This is a genomic window from Metabacillus niabensis (genome assembly GCF_902829255.1).
GTDB classification, from domain to species: Bacteria; Bacillota; Bacilli; order Bacillales; family Bacillaceae; genus Metabacillus; species Metabacillus niabensis.
Genome location: NZ_CADEPK010000202.1, coordinates 1 through 19,230 on the forward strand (window position 1 = coordinate 1; position 19,230 = coordinate 19,230).

General features: G+C 35.3%; 16 protein-coding genes. 3 read left to right on the plus strand and 13 right to left on the minus strand.

All coding sequences use genetic code 11. From position 1 onward, the window contains the following. Positions 1–195: 195 nt before the first annotated feature. The 12 genes from HU235_RS13435 to HU235_RS13490 form a co-directional block, all read right to left on the minus strand. Positions 196–633, minus strand: a complete 438-nt coding sequence (locus HU235_RS13435) for a BrxA/BrxB family bacilliredoxin (protein ID WP_095299909.1) — start codon at positions 631–633, stop codon at positions 196–198. Positions 634–737: 104 nt separating this feature from the next. Next, the gene (gene meaB / locus HU235_RS13440) at positions 738–1,748 is read right to left on the minus strand and encodes a methylmalonyl Co-A mutase-associated GTPase MeaB (RefSeq protein ID WP_174880527.1); all 1,011 of its coding nucleotides are present in this window, start codon (positions 1,746–1,748) and stop codon (positions 738–740) included. Between the two features lie 2 nt (positions 1,749–1,750). Further along, complete coding sequence (scpA, locus tag HU235_RS13445; protein ID WP_233452225.1) at positions 1,751–3,847, minus strand: methylmalonyl-CoA mutase; 2,097 nt, start codon at positions 3,845–3,847, stop codon at positions 1,751–1,753. A 25-nt stretch (positions 3,848–3,872) separates the two neighbouring features. Then, complete coding sequence (locus HU235_RS13450) at positions 3,873–5,777, minus strand: methylmalonyl-CoA mutase family protein (protein ID WP_174880529.1); 1,905 nt, start codon at positions 5,775–5,777, stop codon at positions 3,873–3,875. Positions 5,778–5,980: 203 nt separating this feature from the next. After that, the gene (locus tag HU235_RS13455; protein WP_095299905.1) at positions 5,981–7,243 is read right to left on the minus strand and encodes a dihydrolipoamide acetyltransferase family protein; all 1,263 of its coding nucleotides are present in this window, start codon (positions 7,241–7,243) and stop codon (positions 5,981–5,983) included. Between the two features lie 105 nt (positions 7,244–7,348). Next, positions 7,349–8,332, minus strand: coding sequence for an alpha-ketoacid dehydrogenase subunit beta (locus tag HU235_RS13460; protein WP_095299904.1), 984 nt, complete (start codon positions 8,330–8,332; stop codon positions 7,349–7,351). A gap of 12 nt (positions 8,333–8,344) precedes the next feature. Next, positions 8,345–9,340: a thiamine pyrophosphate-dependent dehydrogenase E1 component subunit alpha gene (locus HU235_RS13465; RefSeq protein WP_095299903.1), complete on the minus strand. Its 996-nt coding sequence runs from the start codon at positions 9,338–9,340 to the stop codon at positions 8,345–8,347. A gap of 82 nt (positions 9,341–9,422) precedes the next feature. Next, a complete protein-coding gene (lpdA, locus tag HU235_RS13470) occupies positions 9,423–10,850 on the minus strand; it encodes a dihydrolipoyl dehydrogenase (protein WP_174880530.1) in 1,428 nt (475 codons plus the stop codon). A 116-nt stretch (positions 10,851–10,966) separates the two neighbouring features. Continuing rightward, a complete protein-coding gene (gene buk / locus HU235_RS13475; RefSeq protein ID WP_174880531.1) occupies positions 10,967–12,046 on the minus strand; it encodes a butyrate kinase in 1,080 nt (359 codons plus the stop codon). Between the two features lie 147 nt (positions 12,047–12,193). Then, positions 12,194–13,288: a branched-chain amino acid dehydrogenase gene (bcd, locus tag HU235_RS13480; RefSeq protein WP_174880532.1), complete on the minus strand. Its 1,095-nt coding sequence runs from the start codon at positions 13,286–13,288 to the stop codon at positions 12,194–12,196. A gap of 30 nt (positions 13,289–13,318) precedes the next feature. Beyond that, a complete protein-coding gene (yqiS, locus tag HU235_RS13485) occupies positions 13,319–14,212 on the minus strand; it encodes a phosphate butyryltransferase (protein WP_174880533.1) in 894 nt (297 codons plus the stop codon). Between the two features lie 186 nt (positions 14,213–14,398). Beyond that, complete coding sequence (locus tag HU235_RS13490) at positions 14,399–16,465, minus strand: sigma 54-interacting transcriptional regulator (protein ID WP_174880534.1); 2,067 nt, start codon at positions 16,463–16,465, stop codon at positions 14,399–14,401. Positions 16,466–16,651: 186 nt separating this feature from the next. Here HU235_RS13490 and HU235_RS13495 point away from each other — a divergent pair, with 186 nt between their 5' ends. Beyond that, the gene (locus HU235_RS13495; RefSeq protein ID WP_095299897.1) at positions 16,652–16,888 is read left to right on the plus strand and encodes a DUF2627 domain-containing protein; all 237 of its coding nucleotides are present in this window, start codon (positions 16,652–16,654) and stop codon (positions 16,886–16,888) included. A 103-nt stretch (positions 16,889–16,991) separates the two neighbouring features. On the opposite strand, the gene HU235_RS13500 is transcribed toward HU235_RS13495, so the two are convergent. Next, on the minus strand, positions 16,992–17,714 hold the full coding sequence (locus tag HU235_RS13500; protein WP_174880535.1) for a glycerophosphodiester phosphodiesterase: 723 nt from the start codon (positions 17,712–17,714) through the stop codon (positions 16,992–16,994). 48 nt (positions 17,715–17,762) lie between these two features. Here HU235_RS13500 and HU235_RS13505 point away from each other — a divergent pair, with 48 nt between their 5' ends. After that, positions 17,763–17,915, plus strand: a complete 153-nt coding sequence (locus tag HU235_RS13505) for a YycC family protein (protein WP_174880536.1) — start codon at positions 17,763–17,765, stop codon at positions 17,913–17,915. A gap of 153 nt (positions 17,916–18,068) precedes the next feature. After that, positions 18,069–19,046 carry a ketoacyl-ACP synthase III gene (locus tag HU235_RS13510; RefSeq protein ID WP_145582593.1) on the plus strand — a complete coding sequence of 326 codons (978 nt, stop codon included), beginning with the start codon at positions 18,069–18,071 and terminating at the stop codon, positions 19,044–19,046. Positions 19,047–19,230 lie beyond the last annotated feature (184 nt).

The following is a 19,230-nucleotide window of genomic DNA, read 5'->3' on the forward strand; positions in this document are numbered from 1 at the left end:
ATCTAATATATATACTCGCTTCCTTAATTTATTTTACGAAAAAGGTGATGTTTATATGTATCAATTAGCACTATAATTGAACCAAATCATACATGACATTATATAAAACTTCAATATTATTGTTGGATTTTCTTACAAAAAAAAGAGGCACCAAATAATTTTGGCTTAGCCTCTTTCCCCTATTTCCTATTAAATTTATACTTCTTCACAATACTCTTCAAAAGCAGATTGTAGATTAGCAACAACTGACATTGGATCATGTCCTTCAATTTCATGACGTTCTACCATTTTTACTAACTTACCATCCTTTAATAATGCGAAAGATGGTGAAGAAGGTGGATAGCCAGTAAACATTTCTCTTGCGCGGGCTGTAGCTTCTTTATCTTGACCTGCAAATACAGTCACAAGCTGATCTGGACGCTTATCGTAATGAATAGCATGTGCTGCAGCTGGACGAGCAATTCCTCCTGCACAACCACAAACACTATTTACCATCACGAGTGTTGTACCTTTTTTATTAAGTGCTTCATCTACCTCTTCAGCCGTTTTTAATTCAGTATATCCTGCTGCAACAATTTCCTTACGAGCTTGCTGCACAACGTCATTCATAAATATGTTAAAATCCATACTCACGTTGAACATCTCCTTTTATATGATGATGTTTATTTTACCAAGCTTATACCGGATTGAGCAAATAGAAACTCCTTTTCTCAATTTACTATAAATAAAATCATACTTTATTTGGCATCAAATAAAAAAAGATTAATTAATTCAAGAGCACTTGCAGAAACACTTTTCTTCCCCTTTATAATATTTTCTTCGTAAATTTCGAGCTGTTGTTTAACTTGTGGATGCTGGTAGAAACGGTCAGAAAGTTCTTGTTTTATTAAATCATGAAGCCAATTCCATTTTTGTTCATCACGTCTTTTATCAAAAATATTCGATTCTTTTGTATATCTTTCAAATTTATTAATTATGGTCCATATTTCATCAATACCTGCTTCATTTATTGAAGAAGCATTTACAGCCTGTGGAGTCCATCCTAACGTATATGGAGTAATATAACGAAGCATCTGATTGTACTCATGCATTGTCATGATTGCCTTTTCCAAATTTTCTCCATCTGCCTTATGAACAACAATTAAATCTGGTAATTCCATAATGCCTCTTTTTATTCTCTGAAGATCATCTCCGGCGCCAGTTATAACTAGAAGTAAGAAGAAATCAACCATTTCTCTTACAACATACTCCGCTTGCCCAACTCCCATCGTTTCTACTAAAATGACATCATAGCCAGCCGCTTCACATAAAATAATTGTTTCTCTCGTTTTTCGATTTACTCCGCCTAAATTCCCTCCAGATGGAGATGGTCTAATAAAAGAATTTGGATGTTTTGCTAGTCGTTCCATTCGTGTTTTGTCACCCATTATGCTTCCTTTGGAAACTTGGCTGCTTGGGTCAATTGCAAGTACGGCAACACGATATCCCATATTGCATAAAAAACAACCAAATGTATCAATAAATGTACTTTTTCCTACTCCTGGTATCCCGGTAATCCCGATCCGAATAGATTCCTTTTTTTGTGACAGCAATATTTCGATAATTTTTTGCGCTTTTAGAAAATGTTTACTATTATTGCTTTCTACTAGTGTAATTGCTTTTGCTAACATAACGCGATTGCCGTTTAAAATGCCTTCAATAAAATCCTCAACCTCTAAATCACGATTTTTTAATCTATAATCCTCCATGCTTAACCCTCATAACCAAACATTTCAAATAATCGATCGATAATTTTCAATGCTGCTATAGGTAAAATCGTTCCTGGCCCAAAAATTTCAGCGGCTCCCATTTCAAGTAATTCTTTATAATCTTTATAAGGTATCACTCCACCAACAATTACAATAATGTCATCTCGCCCTTGTTTTCTTAATTCGCTTATTAGCTGTTGCAATAATGTCTTATGTCCCGCAGCTAACGAACTCATCCCGATTATATGAACATCATTTTCAACTGCTTGTCGTGCAGTCTCTTCGGGTGTTTGAAAAAGGGGACCGATATCTACATCAAAGCCTAAATCTGCATATGCTGTTGCAACGACCTTCGCACCACGATCATGACCATCCTGACCCATTTTGGCTATTAATATTCTTGGCCTTCTACCTTCTAGTTCATAAAATAAATCGATTTTATCCCTAACTTTTCTTATGTCTTCTTCATTATCATATTCACTTTGATAGATACCACTTATTGAACGAATAACAGCTCGATGACGTTTACTAACCTTTTCAATTGCTAATGATATTTCACCTAATGTTGCCCGATTTCGAGCTGCTTCAATTGCTAATTCAAGAAGATTTCCATTCTCAGATGCTGCTGCTTTCGTAATTGCATTTAACGACTCTTCAACAAGTTTTGAATTACGACTCTTTTTTAAATGATTTAGCTTTTCGATTTGTTTATTTCTAACTTCTTGTTGATCAATTGTTAGGATATTGAGGGATTCTTCATTGCGTAACCTAAATTTATTAACACCGATAATCAATTCTTTTCCGGAATCAATTTTAGCTTGTCTTCTTGCGGCTGCTTCCTCAATCCTCATTTTAGGAAGCCCCATTTCAATCGCCTTTGTCATACCACCAAGTGATTCAATTTCACTAATATGAGAGTTTGCCCGTTCAATTAATGATTTTGTTAATGACTCTACATAATAAGAACCACCCCAAGGGTCAATAACACTAGTTATGCCAGTTTCCTCTTGTAAATACAATTGGGTATTACGCGCGATTCTGGCGGAAAATTCAGTAGGTAAAGCAATAGCCTCATCCAGTGCATTCGTGTGAAGTGACTGCGTATGTCCCATAACTGCTGCATGTGCCTCCATACATGTTCTTACAATATTATTAAATGGATCCTGCTCAGTTAAACTCCAGCCTGATGTTTGACTATGAGCACGCAACATGAGAGATTTCTCGTTTTCAGGATGAAATTGCTTAACCAACTTAGACCATAAGTATCTTCCAGCTCTTAGTTTTGCAACTTCCATGAAATAGTTCATTCCAATTGCCCAGAAAAATGATAATCTAGGAGCAAATTGATCAATATGGAGCCCAGCCCTTAATCCAGTTCTTATATACTCAATCCCATTTGCCAGTGTATAGGCTAACTCTAAATCTGCCGGTGCACCTGCCTCCTGCATATGATAGCCTGAGATGCTAATGCTATTAAATTTCGGCATATGTTTTGCCGTATATCCGATAATATCTCGAATAATTCTCATTGAAGTTTCTGGTGGGTAAATATACGTATTACGTACCATATATTCTTTTAAAATATCATTTTGGATAGTCCCTGTTAATTTATGCTTAGCCACTCCTTGCTCCTCAGCTGTTACAATATAAAACGCCATAATTGGTAAAACTGCTCCATTCATTGTCATAGAAACTGACATTTCGTCTAATGGAATTCCTTCGAATAATTGCTTCATATCCATAATAGAATCGATTGCTACTCCAGCTTTCCCTACATCGCTAAATACGCGAGGGTGATCGGAATCATAGCCACGATGTGTCGGTAAATCAAAAGCGACTGACAGTCCTTTTTGACCATTGGCAAGATTTTTTTTGTAAAATTCATTGCTTTCTTCTGCTGTAGAAAACCCAGCATATTGCCTGATTGTCCATGGCCTATTAATGTACATCGTTGCATATGGTCCTCGTAAAAAAGGGGTTATTCCAGGATACGTACCTATGTGCTCAGCCGTTTTAAGATTCTCATTTGTATAATGATTATCAATCGGTATCTGTTTATTTGTTTGAAAGATTGACTTTGTTTTTCCTATAGGGACCATTTTAATTAGCTTAGCATTTGCTAGATCACGTCGCTTCATTTAGAGTTACCCCCAATAATTGATGCAATCTTTTAAGAAATATATAAGAATCAGTAGATTCTGAAAGCATATGAAATCGTTGTAAGCCCTTTAATTCTCCTGCAACCTTGTTTGTTCCTACATAATAAATTTCCTTTGTTTTACACTTTAAAAGTTTCGCAACAAAATTTTCATTCATCTTTTGATATTCTTTATCAGAACCACATAATATGACAATATTAACCAAATACTCCCTTTCAAAATCGCGGATTACATTTGCTTCAATCCCACCAGAAGCGAGTAAATTTACAACAAATTCAAATCGAGACTTATAATCTCTTAACTCTCCAAATTGCATAACATCCACCTTTGGATAGTGTCCAAATCTTTGAAAATGGTCTTCTGCAGCAAATCTTAGCCTCTCAAAGTGTTCAATTAAACGAGTATGCTGTAATATTTGTATTTGATTTGCTTGAATCTTTGGAAGAAGTTTTGGGACAACATTTTTTTCTTCTACAAATTGAATTACTTCTCGAAAAGTAGTAACCTGCTTACTCATGATTTTATTTATTTTTTTCACTTTTCTCTTTTCTCGTTCTTCTTTTTTTTGTATTGGAGCGAGCTCAATAAATTTATTTACACCTATTATTGTTGTTTTCTGTTGATTTATATCAATTTGTCTCTTTGCAAATGTCCTTTTTAGCTCATTTTGTGGTATGCCCTTTTCAAGTGCAGTGTAAAACCCACCATTTTTATCTATTTTTTTTATTTCCTCCCAAGCATGATTAGCTAATTCATTTGTTAATGATTCAATGTAGTATGAACCACTAGCTGGGTCTACTACTTTAGATAAATGATTCTCTTCTTGAAAAATAAAATGGATATTTCTCGCAATTCTTCCTGCAAGATCGTCTTGCTTTTGTGAAACATAATCAAATGGGGTAATCGTTAATTCATCTACGCCTGCAGCAACTGCGGAAAAGCCTTCAGTCGTAGTTCGGAGAAGATTCATATGAATGTCAAAAGCAGCTTTATTAAAGTTAGATGTAATTGCATGAAGATAAAGAGGATCATCTCCGTTTCTATCTCCAATTGCAGATAATAGTGACCCCCAAATATGCTTTGCAGCTCGGAACTTTGCTATTTCCATAAAAAATTGAGAACCAATTGCAAAGGATATTACTGTATTTTTGGCGATTGTTGTTAATGACACTCCACGATTCAAAAGCTCATTTATAATATCCAGTGCTTGTGAAAAAGTAAAAACTAATTCCTGCAATGAAGTTGCACCTGCTTCATGGAAATTATTGCCCTTAATTAATAAGCAGCGAATCTGACAATGATTCTCTTCACACCAGTTCATTGCTTCGGCTAAATAATCATATTTATCGGATAGTGGAATGGAAATTTCTTCCTTTAACAGAACCTCTTCAAATGGGTCAAACGCAATTGTTCCAATTGGTTCTTTATCATGTTTCTTTCCGTTAAAATATTGAAACAATAGTGGCATTAATTCCTGTTTTGAACCAACATCAATTAAAAATGAGCTTTTACTGATATCAATTTGGCCGAAAGCTTTTTCTACACCCTTCATATCATGAATTTGAAGATTTTTAAAATAAAAGGAGTTCTGTCCCCTCTCAATTGCATATCTGACCTGTTTACTTATCTCTTCACTAGTTTCACCTTTAATTTCCTGACTACATTTCCAACAATTATTTGCCCGATAGTAACTGTTTTCTGTCCAATATTGGACATTTTGTATAGTTGTATAGATTGGTTCAATCTTAATCCCTTCATAGGTTGATGAATAAAGAGCTTCAAAAGGTCTATCTTTCAATGCCTTTATTGCCTCTTCTTCCCACAGTTTCCTTTTCCCTTTTTCCTCTGAATGATTGTGCTTCACTTCCATTTTGGAAGTTCACCCCCTTATGGCAGGAATCTATTCTTATCATAGATTTTATGCAGGAGAAAGAAGCAAATGTATGTTTTATTGGTTTGTCTAAAATAATGATGCTAAAAGCAAACTTAAAATAAAAAGAGTCTAACTCATAACCGATCTATAAAATGCTTTGATCGTTATGAATCAGACTCTATATCATTGGACTATCATTATTAATAGATGGAAGTATTTTCATCTGAAGTCGATTCTAATATTTCTTTTACCCGTGCTAAGAATCGTCCACAAATGACTCCGTCTAAAACCCGATGGTCGAGAGATAAACAAAGATTAACCATATCACGGATGGCGATCATCCCATTGATAATAACAGGTCTTTTTACAATTGTTTCAACCTGTAAAATCGCTGCTTGAGGATGGTTAATAATCCCCATTGATTGAACAGAACCAAATGAACCTGTGTTATTTACTGTAAAGGTTCCTCCCTGCATATCCTCTATACTAATTTTCCCACTACGGACCTTTGCAGCAAGTTCTGTAATGTCTCGAGCAATTCCTTTAATTGTCTTTTCGTCAACTGCCTTAATTACCGGAACAAATAACGAATCATCTGTTGCTACCGCAATTGAGATATTAATTTCATTTCGTTGTATAATTTTGTCCCCTGCCCACATTGAATTAATTTGCGGGAATTCCTTTAATGCTTTTGCGACAGCTTTAAGGAAAAATGGGAAAAATGTTAGGTTATAGCCTTCTTTTTTCTTAAACTCATTCTTAACCTTATTACGATACTCTACTAGATTTGTTACATCTACCTCAATCATCATCCAAGCATGAGGCGCTTCATGCTTGCTACGTACCATATTTGCTGCTATCGTCTTACGAACCGCTGTAACCGGTATTTCGATATCTCCTTGATGTATGCGAGGTGTTTGCGTTTTAGGTAACTCAATCGCTTGATTGCTCGGCTGCTCAATAACCGGTTTACGATTTTGTTGCTCCTCAATTGCACCACTTTCAATAAAATTCATAAGATCTTTTCTCGTAATTCGACCACCAGCACCTGTTCCATTCACTAAATCTAAATTAATCTCATGTTCCTGAGCTATTCTTAAAACCGCTGGAGAATACCTTTTTTTATTTGAGTCATCCTTATCGTGAGAAGAAGGCTCACTGTTTGAAGAAATACTTTTATTTGCAGCTAATTTATCGACTTCTACCTTTTTGGGTTCGTCTTCCTCTACTTCAATCGTACAAATAATTTCACCTACAGCTAATGTTTGCCCTTCTTCTGCTATAAGTTCTTTAATAATCCCTGAAAAAGATGATGGAATTTCAGCATTTACTTTATCTGTTGTAACTTCTGCAAGTGGTTCATACTTATTCACTTTATCACCTATCGATACAAGCCAATTGCTGATAGTTCCTTCTGTAACACTTTCACCTAATTGGGGCATTTTAATTTGTTCTATCGCCACTATGTAACCTCCTAGATTAACAAGCTATCCATATACATGGAAAAAGTAATGTCACTAATCGATGTCTAGTGTTTTTTACATTATATGTTTAACTCGCTAAGTCCATTAAAATTCAGCAAGCTTACGCATTGCTTCTTCCACTTTATCCGGATTAATTAAAAAATATTTTTCCATTGATGGTGAAAATGGCATTGCTGGGACATCTGGTCCAGCTAATCTCATAATCGGAGCATCTAAATCAAACAAGCAATTTTCAGCAATAATTGCTGCTACTTCACCGATAATACTACCTTCCTTATTATCCTCAGTAATTAACAATACCTTACCTGTCTTTGAAGCAGCGTCGATTATTGCTTGTTTATCTAAAGGATAAATTGTTCTTAAATCTAATATATGTGCTGAAATCCCGTCATTAGCCAATCTTTCAGCGGCTTGAAGAGCAAAATGAACAGATAATCCATAAGTAATAACTGTTATATCTTCACCTTCAAGCTTCACATCTGCTTTTCCAATAGGTAAAACATAATCATCTTCAGGGACTTCACCTTTTAATAAACGGTATGCACGTTTATGCTCAAAAAACAGTACTGGATCGTCGTCGCGTATTGCCGCTTTTAACAGTCCTTTTGCATCATATGGTGTTGAGGGGATGACAATTTTTAGACCTGGTTGATTTGCAAAAATCGCTTCAACAGATTGTGAATGATAAAGTGCACCATGTACACCTCCACCATAAGGGGCCCGAATTGTTATTGGGCAATTCCAGTCATTATTAGATCTGTAACGGATTTTTGCTGCTTCTGAAATAATTTGATTAACTGCGGGCATAATAAAATCAGCAAATTGCATTTCTGCAATTGGTCTCATACCATACATTGCAGCTCCAATCCCTACTCCCGCTATTGCAGATTCTGCTAATGGTGTATCCATCACTCGTTCTTCACCAAACTTATCATATAACCCTTCCGTCGCTTTAAATACACCGCCCTTTTTCCCAACATCTTCCCCTAATATAAATACTTTTTCATCACGTTCCATTTCTTCACGCATTGCTAAAGTAATGGCATTTAAATATGAAATGATCGCCATTTTTATTCCCCCTTACTCTTCTGCATATACAAACTTCAATGTCTGTTCTGGTTCCGGATATGGAGCAGCTTCAGCATATTCTGTCGCATCATCGATAATTTTGCTTACTTTTTGAACAATTGTTTCTTCTATTTCCTCTGTTAATACACCTGTTTCCTTTAAGTATGTTGAAAAACTATTAATTGGGTCATTTTGTTTTGCTTCTTCTAACTCTTCAGCTTCGCGGTAAACACGATCATCATCATCACTAGAATGAGCAGTTAAACGATATGTTACTGTTTCAATTAAAGTAGGGCCATCACCACGTCTCCCTCTATCTGCAGCTTCTTTTACAGCAGCATATACTTCTAGTGGATCATTCCCATTTACTGTTATTCCTGGCATTCCATAACCAATTGCTCGATCAGATATATTTACACAGGCAACTTGTTTATTATATGGGACCGATATTGCATATTTATTATTTTCACACATTAAAATAACAGGTAATTTATGTACTGCCGCAAAGTTGGCACCTTCATGAAAATCACCTTGATTTGATGATCCTTCTCCAAACGTTACAAACGAAACAATATTTTCCTTGTTCATTTTACCTGCTAATGCAATTCCAACTGCATGTGGCACTTGTGTCGTAACTGGTGACGAGCCGGTTACAATCCGATTTTTCTTTTGTCCGAAATGACCAGGCATTTGTCTGCCGCCTGAATTTGGATCCTCAGCCTTTGCATAACTTGATAGCATTAAATCCCTTGCTGTCATACCAAATGCTAAAACCACTCCAATATCCCGATAGTAAGGAAGCACATAGTCTTTTTCCCTATCTAACGCAAAAGCTGCTCCTACTTGGGCCGCCTCTTGTCCCTGACATGAAACAACAAATGGAATCTTTCCAGCACGATTTAACAACCACATACGCTCATCAATCTTTCTAGACAAAACCATAACTTCATACATATTTAACACATCTTCATCTGAAAGACCTAGCGATTGATGACGATTTTCAACCATAATAGTAACCTCCTAATTTTCAAACTATCTTAATGAACAATCTATTTATCCCATTAAATTTAAAACAATTTAAGTTAACTAACTAAAAATGAAGGGCTTTCCCATTCACCCCGAGTGCAACTTCTCCAAAAATTTCAGATAAAGATGGATGAGGATGAATCGTTTGGGAGATTTCCCATGGCGTCGCATCAAGGACACGTGCAAGTGCTCCTTCAGAAATTAAATCTGTAACATGTGGTCCAATCATATGTACACCTAACAAATCCTCGGTTTCTTCATCTACAACTAGTTTAACAACCCCTTCTGAGTTACCGAAAATAAGGGCTTTTCCAATTGCTTTAAACGGAAACTTAGCAACCTTAGTTTTAAATCCAGATTTTTTTGCTTCTTCCTCGGTATATCCTACACTAGCAATTTCAGGTGAACTGTAGATACATTTAGGTACAAGCTTGTCATCGACCGGATATGTCTTCTCATTTGCAATATGTTCAACAGCGACAATTCCTTCACGTGATGCAACATGTGCTAGCTGTAAACCGCCAATAACATCTCCGATAGCATATATATGAGATTCTTTTGTCTGATAAAATTCATTAGTTTGGATAAACCCGTTTTCTATCTTTATTTCCGTGTTTTCTAAACCTATACCTTCCGTATTCGCTTGTCTGCCAACAGACACTAGGATTTTTTCTGCAGAAAAGGCCTTTTCTGATCCATTACATACTGCCTTTATTGTAACGGTATTATTCGCATCCTTTTCAATCGATTCAGACAGCACCTTTGCACTTGTTATTACGGTAATTCCTTTCTTTTTTAACAACCTTTCCATTTCTCTTGAAATGTCTCTATCTTCAGTTGGTAAAATTCGCTCATCGTACTCTATAACCGTAACTTGTACATCAAAGTCCGATAGCATTGATGCCCACTCGATACCGATTACACCGCCACCGATAATAATGATAGATTTTGGCAATGCTGTTAGCTCTAATGCTTCTTCAGAAGTTAAAACAAATTCGCTCTCATTTTCGAGTCCTGGTAAAAGACGTGGGCGAGATCCTGTAGCAATAATAACATTACGTGGAAGTAGCATTTCATTTTCAAGTCCATTATTCATTTCTACTGAAATCGTACCAGGCATAGGTGAAAAGATAGATGGTCCAAGTATTCGACCAATCCCTTCATAGACATCAATTTTCCCCTTTTTTATTAATTGCTCTACACCTGTATGAAGTTGATTGATTATCTTTCTTTTTCGCTCTTGCACATTATGAAAGTTTAATTTTACGTTTGATGACTCTATCCCGAATTCACTACTGTTTTTTGTTGTTGCATATACCTCAGCACTTCTTAAAAGTGCTTTACTTGGTATGCACCCTTTATGTAAGCAAGTTCCTCCAAGCTTATTCTTTTCAACTATTGCTGTTTTTAGGCCAAGCTGTGATGCACGAATTGCAGCAACATAACCACCTGTTCCTCCACCTAAAATGACTAAATCATACTCTGTTGCCAAATAGGGTGCCTCCTTTAAGCATTTATTTGTATTCTATAAAGTTATTCGCAAAAAATATCCTTACTTTGCTTTTGATTTGTATGCCATCACAAAAACTCAGGGTTGCCATTCACTTGTTAAGATGGATAATTTTTTGCCTCTTCCTCATTTCTCAAAACACGGAGCGCTCCTTCTGCAAGAGCTTGAAGCTCATTTTCGCCTGGATAAACTAACACATCCGCAATCCAATCAACATATGTAGCAATATCACGTACAATTTTTTTCCCATATGCGAGGCTACCAGTTAAAACAATTGCATCAACATTCCCTTTTAATACAGCACTAGCTGCACCAATCTCCTTTGCAATTTGATAAGCCATCGCTGAATAGATGAGTATTGCCTTTTGATTTCCTTCCTCGACCATTTCCTCAACCTTTATGGCATCATTAGTCCCCAAATATCCTACTAAACCACCTTGTCCAATTAGCTTTTTCATCATTTCATCTCGCAAATATTCACCTGAATAACACATTGAGACGAGGTCTCCTGTTGGAAGCGATCCCGCACGCTCAGGACTAAAAGGGCCATCACCATGTAATCCATTATTTACATCAATAACTCTTCCCTTTCGATGAGCCCCAATCGTTATCCCACCACCCATATGGGTTACAATGATATTCATGTCTTCATATTTCTTGTTAAAATCAGATGCAACACGCCTTGCAACAGCCTTTTGATTTAATGCATGAAAAATACTTCTTCTTTTTATTGCAGGAAGTCCAGAAATTTTAGCAATTTCCTCCATCTCATCAACGACAACTGGATCAACTATGTATGCAGGAATATTTAAGCCTGATGCAATCTCAAAAGCAATAATACCGCCTAAGTTAGATGCATGTTGTCCGGCAAAGCCATTTTTTAAATCCTCAAGCATTAACTCATTTACGATGTACGTTCCTCCTTCAATTGGCCGAAGAAGACCTCCCCGACCACAAACGGCATCAATCTTAGAAATATTAATACTTTCCTCATCTAAGATTTCTAAAATAGTCTGTTTCCGAAATTCATATTGGTCAATAATATTCGGGAATATTTTTAATTTTTCTCTATCATGACGGATATTTCTCTCAAATACAGCCCGTTCATTATCAAAAACACCTATCTTAGTTGAGGTAGAACCAGGATTAAGTACGAGAACTCGATATTCATTAATCAATTACATTAAACCTCCGCCTATGCTTTTCATGACAAATCACTCTATATTTCTATCTTTTATGTATATACCTAAGAGTGAGTCTGCCCCCCCAAACTTCCTATGAAGTAATTACGGGGGTTCATTAAGTCAAAGCACACGATATCTTGTTTATTTTCGATTTAATATATGTTTTCCCTCTAATAAAAACTGACTTCGCGAATTTTTCATTTTTGCAATTCGTTCTTCAGCAAGTCTGTCTGCTGCCAAAGAGGTTGGAATCTGATCACGCTTTGAAATTTCAATAACTGATTCAATATTATTGTAGATATTTTCAACTTTTTTTAAAGCACGCTCCCTATTGTATCCGTAAAGCTCATCAGCAACATTAATAACTCCGCCAGCATTTATTACATAATCTGGAGCATAAATAATTCCTTTTTGATGGAGGATTTCTCCATGTCTAGGTTCTTTTAATTGATTATTTGCTGCTCCAGCGATGACCGAAGCTTTTAATTGCGGTATCGTCACATCATTTAAAACTGCTCCTAGTGCACATGGAGCAAAAATATCACTATCTACAGAATAAATTTCATTCGGTTCTACAGCTTCTGCTTGAAAATCATTAACTGCACGTTGAATAGCCTCTTTATTAATATCTGTGACGATTAATTTTACTCCTTCTTCATGCAAATATTTACAAAGATGATAGGCAACATTCCCTACACCTTGAATGGCGACCTTTTTATTCGTCAGTGAATCTGTTCCAAATGCTTCTTTTGCTGCCGCCTTCATTCCACGATAAACTCCGTATGCTGTTACTGGAGATGGGTTTCCTGAGGAACCAAATGCTGGAGAAATCCCTGTTACGTAATCTGTTTCCTCATGAATAATATCCATGTCTTCAACAGTTGTCCCAACATCCTCAGCAGTAATGTAACGACCATTCAACCCTTGAATATATCTTCCAAAAGCGCGAAACATTTCTTCGTTCTTATCCTTTTTTGGGTCACCGATAATAACTGTCTTTCCTCCACCTAAATTTAAACCAGCAACAGCATTTTTATAGGTCATCCCTCTTGCTAATCGTAAAGCATCCTCAATTGCAGCTTCCTCTGATTCATACATCCACATTCTAGTACCACCTAATGCTGGTCCTAAGGTAGTATCGTGAATCGCAATTATTGCCTTTAATCCAGATTGTTTATCCTGACAAAATACCAATTGTTCATAATCAAAGTTTTCCATATAGTTGAAAATCTCCAAGATGTCTTCCTCCTAATTACAATTGCTAAATTATTTAGATGAACAAATTGCTAATGCTAATGAATATAGCTTACATTCTGCAGAATCTGAACGACTAGTCAAAACAATTGGTGCTTTAGCTCCAGCAATAACAGATCCTACCTTTGCCTTAGCAAAATAAATTAACGATTTATAGAGTATGTTTCCTGCCTCAATCGTAGGTACTAGTAAAATATCAGCATTTCCTGCAACTTCACTATCTATCCCTTTCTGTTTTGCAGCAATAGTTGAAACTGCGTTATCAAGGGCAAGTGGACCATCAATAATACAATCTTTAATTTGTCCCCTTTTGTTCATAAGTGTTAGTGAGGCAGCATCAAGTGTTACTTCCATTGCCGGATTTACATTTTCAATTGCCGCCAATACAGCAACTTTTGGATTATTTACCCCTATTGACTTTGCCATATCTACAGCATTTTCAATAATTTGCTGTTTTTTCTCTAAATTGGGATGTATATTCATAGCAGCATCTGTTACGATCATGCTCTTCGAAAAACCAGGTATTTCAAAAATAGCAACATGTGATAAAACCCGATTTGTTCTTAATCCATATTCTTTATTCAATACTGCTTTTAACAAAGTAGCTGACGACACCATCCCTTTCATAAGAATAGTTGCCTCATCATTATGAACAGACTTCACTGCTAACTCTGCAGCCTCTTCCTTTGTTTGAGTATGAATAACTTGAATATTGTCGTTTTTAATTCCTTTTAAGCGCAAAAGTTTATCGATTTTTTCCTTGTTACCGAAAAGGATAAACATTGCTAGCTTTCTTAAAACTGCTTCTTTCACTGCTTCGATTACTTCCTCATCATCCGCAGCAGCAACAGCAACAACTCTCCCATTTATTTCTGTTATATGATTCAGCAGTTTTTCAAAATTCATGAAATCACGGTTCCTTCCATTTAAGAAGTTTTCGTTTATTCAAGCTGATACTTGATGTTTTTTAAATACTTATTTCTAGCTAAATTTCATCATAAATAACGAAGAAGAAAAAAACTTTTTAGATTCCCTAAACTTAGCTCTCTTACTATCATATAACGAATTTGCACATTTTTGCAAATTTCATTATCAATCCATGCTATTATTTGCAAGTTGATACTTTTCCATTTTGTAATATAAATTCCTTAACGATATACCTAAAGCTTTTGCTGTTTTTGTTCGATTATACTCATGTAATATTAACGACTTTTTTATTACTTCCGCTTCGACACGTTCAATTGCTTCAGCTAAGGTTTCATTCTCGTTTTCGACACTTTCATGTTCTCTAGGGGGATTACTATTTATAAGCCCTTGAATCACATTAAGGTGTTTATCATATATTGTTGTTTCCTGTGGTTCCATAAATAAAACGATTCTAGAAAGAATATTTTCGAGTTCACGGGTATTACCAGGCCAATTATAGCTCATTAAATGCTTCATTGCTTTATTTGATATACAATGAATCCTTCGACCACTTTCTTGATTAATTAGTTTAATAAACCAATGACATAAGGCAGGTAAATCTTCTTTTCTCTCTCTTAATGAAGGTATTGAAATTGGATAACGGGTTAATTTGTAATATAAATCTTCACGAAAATTCCCTTCAGCCATTGCCTTTTCAATATTTAAATTAGTTGCCGCGATGATTCGAACGTTTACTTGTATTGGTATATCGCCTCCAACTTTAACGATCGTATTGTTCTGCATAAATTTTAATAATTTCAACTGCATCTCAACTGATAATTCCCCAACTTCATCTAAAAAGACCGTTCCATTATTAGCTAGCTCAAATACTCCTTTATTTTCAGTCGTCTCTAAGCGATTTAGACTATCCTCTTCATAACCAAAGAGCTCCCTTTCCAGTGATTTTTCATCAAAAGCTGCACAGTTTATCCGCATAAATTTGTTATACTTTCGCACGCTTTCATTATGTATCGCATAAGCAAACCTATCTTTCTCTGTCCCCTTCTCACCTCTTAAAAGAATTGTTACGGGAGTTTTTGCAGCAAATTTTGCTTGTTCAATTGCTAATTTCATCTCTTCACTTTCACCAATAATGTCAGCAAATGAGTACTTTGCTTCAAGACTGCGAATAATTTGTCTAGCACGATTTAATTCATTTTCACAGTTCTGCTGCAATGATAAATCACGAAATACCCCTACACTCCCCTTTAATTTGCCATCAACGATTACAGGAGTTACATTAACTAGAACCTCTTTCTGATCTTGTCCAATTTTTCTTACGTCTCTTACTGGACGTCTAGTTTGAAATACCTTCTTATGAACATTTTCCCCATCGAATATTTCATCTGTTAAAGGTTTTCGAATAACATTTTCATTTGAAAGATTCGCAAGCTTCTTGAAGACATTATTTATTAAATAAACTTCTCCCTCTTCGTCTACTACTGAAATCCCCTCAGCAGAAGATTCCATAATTGCTTTTAGAATCATATGATTAAAGTTTAAATTCGTTACATCTCCCGCTAATTGAACGACATCCTTCATTTCTTTAAATACCTCAAGAGCACCTAAGAGATTACCTGATTTATCAATTAACGGTATTCTTGTAGAAATAATTTTTTTTCCGTTATCTAATACTTGCTCCTGATTTACCTCAACTTCCCGACTAGTAAGAATTTTAACAAGCTTACTTGATGGAAATACTGCTGATACCTTTTTTTCAAGAATTCCTTCTCGAAGTACTCCAGTAATAAGTTCTGCTTTTTTATTAAAAAGAATAATCTTTTCCTCTATATCAATAACAATCATCCCATCATGAATGGAGTCAAAAATTAGTTGCTGAAAATGCTCCTTTTTTTCAAGACTGCCAAAAATAGCCTTTCTCGTATTTAATACATCCCGTATAAGCATCGCCGTTTCTTTTGGGATAATTGTTACATTCCTCTTCTTCTCAAGCATTAACTGTTCAGTAATTTCCTTACTTCCAGTTGTATCAATAATAAAGTCTACATAATGATCTTTATACGTTCGCCAATCTGTACTAATTTCTATATTTAACTTTCGAGCTAGCTTCGTTCCGACAGAATATTCATTTTTATCAACTATTGCAACAATTTCAAAACCATTTAACGTCGATAAAAGTTCTAATAGCTCTTTACCGTCATTATTTGCACCAATAATTATGACCCGTTTCACCTTATTTTTCCCCCTTATTTTCTACCGCACTTAAAACACTTTCATCTATTAACATGTATTAAACATTCATTATTAAGGACTTTGCAAAAAATTGCACACCTCTATCATAGCGTATAGAATTTTTCTTGACAAACGTGAAAGAGAAACAGACAATTAATTTGAGTAAATGAAAGGAATTTTATGAATATGTCACGAATAATTGCACTACTAATTATGGTCATTCCTGCTGCGCTTGCGGTATATGGCATTAAGCTAATGCGTGATATGACATTTGGATTTCTCCATTATCCAATTCCATATTTATGGTTACAGTTTTTAATTGGACTGATTTTATTTCTAGGTGGGTTAAGTTTTGTAGCAGGTTTTATCTTTTATCGAGATCGGAAGCGTAATAAGGTTCAAAAAAGGTTTTCGAAGAAATAAGTAGAAGTGAAAATAAGTGTTGTTCTAATAATAAATACCATAAAAATTTGAGGAAAAATGTTAAGATAGAAAGTGGATCATTTGAGCGATCCACTCTCTTTTCTTATTCCTCACGTAATGACACAGCAAGTTCGGGATAGTCAGTAATAAACGCTGTGCAGCCACTTTCAATAAGCTGTTTCATTATCTGTTTTTCATTTACTGTAAAAGGTCTTACAGCTATTCCACTGCTTTGAGCCTGTGTAATAATTTCTTTTCTAGCTGCAATATAATGAGGATGTAACCCTGTTGCACCGATACTTGCAGCATATTCCCACGGTTTATATAACCCTTCCATATATAGTATTGCGGTTTCGATTTCATTCGAAATTTGTTTGCAGTCTACTAGACTATAATGATTAAAAGAGGATATAAATACATTGTTCTCAAGTTTATATTTATAAATTAACTCAATTGTCTCTTCCTCTATTCCAAGGTAATCAATTACTCCATTTTTCAGTTCAATATTTAATAAGACACCAGATTCTGCTGCCCATTCCAAAACCTCTACTAATGATGGAATAAAAGCTTTTCCTTGATACTGTGTGTAAGAGTAGCTCGCATCCAATTTCGCCAATTCTTTGTATGTAAAATTGTTAACAAATCCAGTTCCATTTGTTGTTCGATCAACTGTTTCATCATGGATTACTACTAATTCACCATCTTTCGTCATTTGAACATCTAACTCAATACCATCAGCACCAGCTTCTCTTGCAGCGATAAACGATAACATTGTATTTTCTGGATAATTTCCTGCAGCTCCCCGATGACCAAATATATAACTCATCTTGTTTGCACCTTCATTTCGTGTAAAATAGTGAGTAGGAGGGTTGTTATGATACCATTACAAATATCTGCTGAAACTGCACAAAAATTAGCAAAATCTTTGAATGTCCCATTAGAACAAATTATGCATATGCCACAGCATATTTTACTTGCTAAGCTTGCTGAAGTGAATGCAAAAGAAAGCAATGAAAAGAAAGACTAAATATAAATGTCTTTCTTTTTTTAGACTTCTCCCGTAACCTCACATATTAGTAATTCTTTGTTTATCAATTCATTCCTTTTTTTAATTAAAAATTAGTACCAGATATTATATACAGATGTTATTATTAGCTATAAAGACGAAGGAAGGTGGATAATGATGATTTCTAAAGCTCGTATAACTGCAATTGGCACATATATACCAGAGAAAATCTTAACAAATCATGATCTTGAAAATATGGTAGAAACAAATGATGAATGGATTACTCGTCGTACAGGAATCAAGGAAAGAAGAATTGTTGCTGACAATGAATATACAAGCGATCTTAGTATAAAGGCTATTGAGGATTTAATTACTCGTTATAACAAGGATATTTATGATGTAGATATGATAATCGTCTGCACTTTAACACCAGATTATATTACACCTAGTGTAGCATCATATATCCAAGGTAAATTGGGGTTAAATAAAACAGGAGCTATTGACCTTAATGCAGCTTGTGCAGGATTTACATATGGGCTTCATTTGGCTAATGGTCTAATTTCTTCTGGTATTCATAAAAAAATCCTTGTTATCGGAGCTGAAACACTTTCAAAAATTACAGACTTCACTGATCGTTCAACATGTATTCTTTTTGGGGATGGAGCAGGAGCAGTACTTGTCGAGTATGATGAGCAAGGAAGCTTTTTAGCATCACACGTTGCGTCTGAAGGTGAAAAGGCATTAAGCCTATACGGTACAAATCTTTCTGATACAATGTTTACAACAAAGTTAGAGGATAAAAAGCTCCTTGTTCAAAATGGACGAGAGGTTTATAAATGGGCCGTTTCTACAGTTCCTTTAGGAATAAAGACATTAATGGAAAAAAGTCATCTTCCATTACAAGATATCGACTGGTTTATCCCACATAGTGCAAATTTAAGAATGATTGAATCAATTTGTGATAAAAGCTGTCTATCAATCAATAAAACTCTTACAAGCCTTGTTCACTTTGGCAATACCTCAGCTGCTTCTATTCCGTTAGCTCTAGATATTGGAATTAAAGAAGGGAAAGTGAAAGCAGGGCAGCATTTATTATTATATGGTTTTGGTGGTGGGCTGTCCCATTCTGGACATTTAATAAAATGGGGGTAGGTTTAAGTCCTACCTCCTTTTTTTATACCATCTAAACTTATCGATTACTTTATTTTACTTAAAATGTATTGTTTTATTTCCAACCTCTTGCTAAACTATTCTGTAAAGGGTTACATAATTTTTTTTTGATGAGGTGAAGACATTTGGCAATTAAAATTAATGAGCAAACAAAGGAGTTTCATTT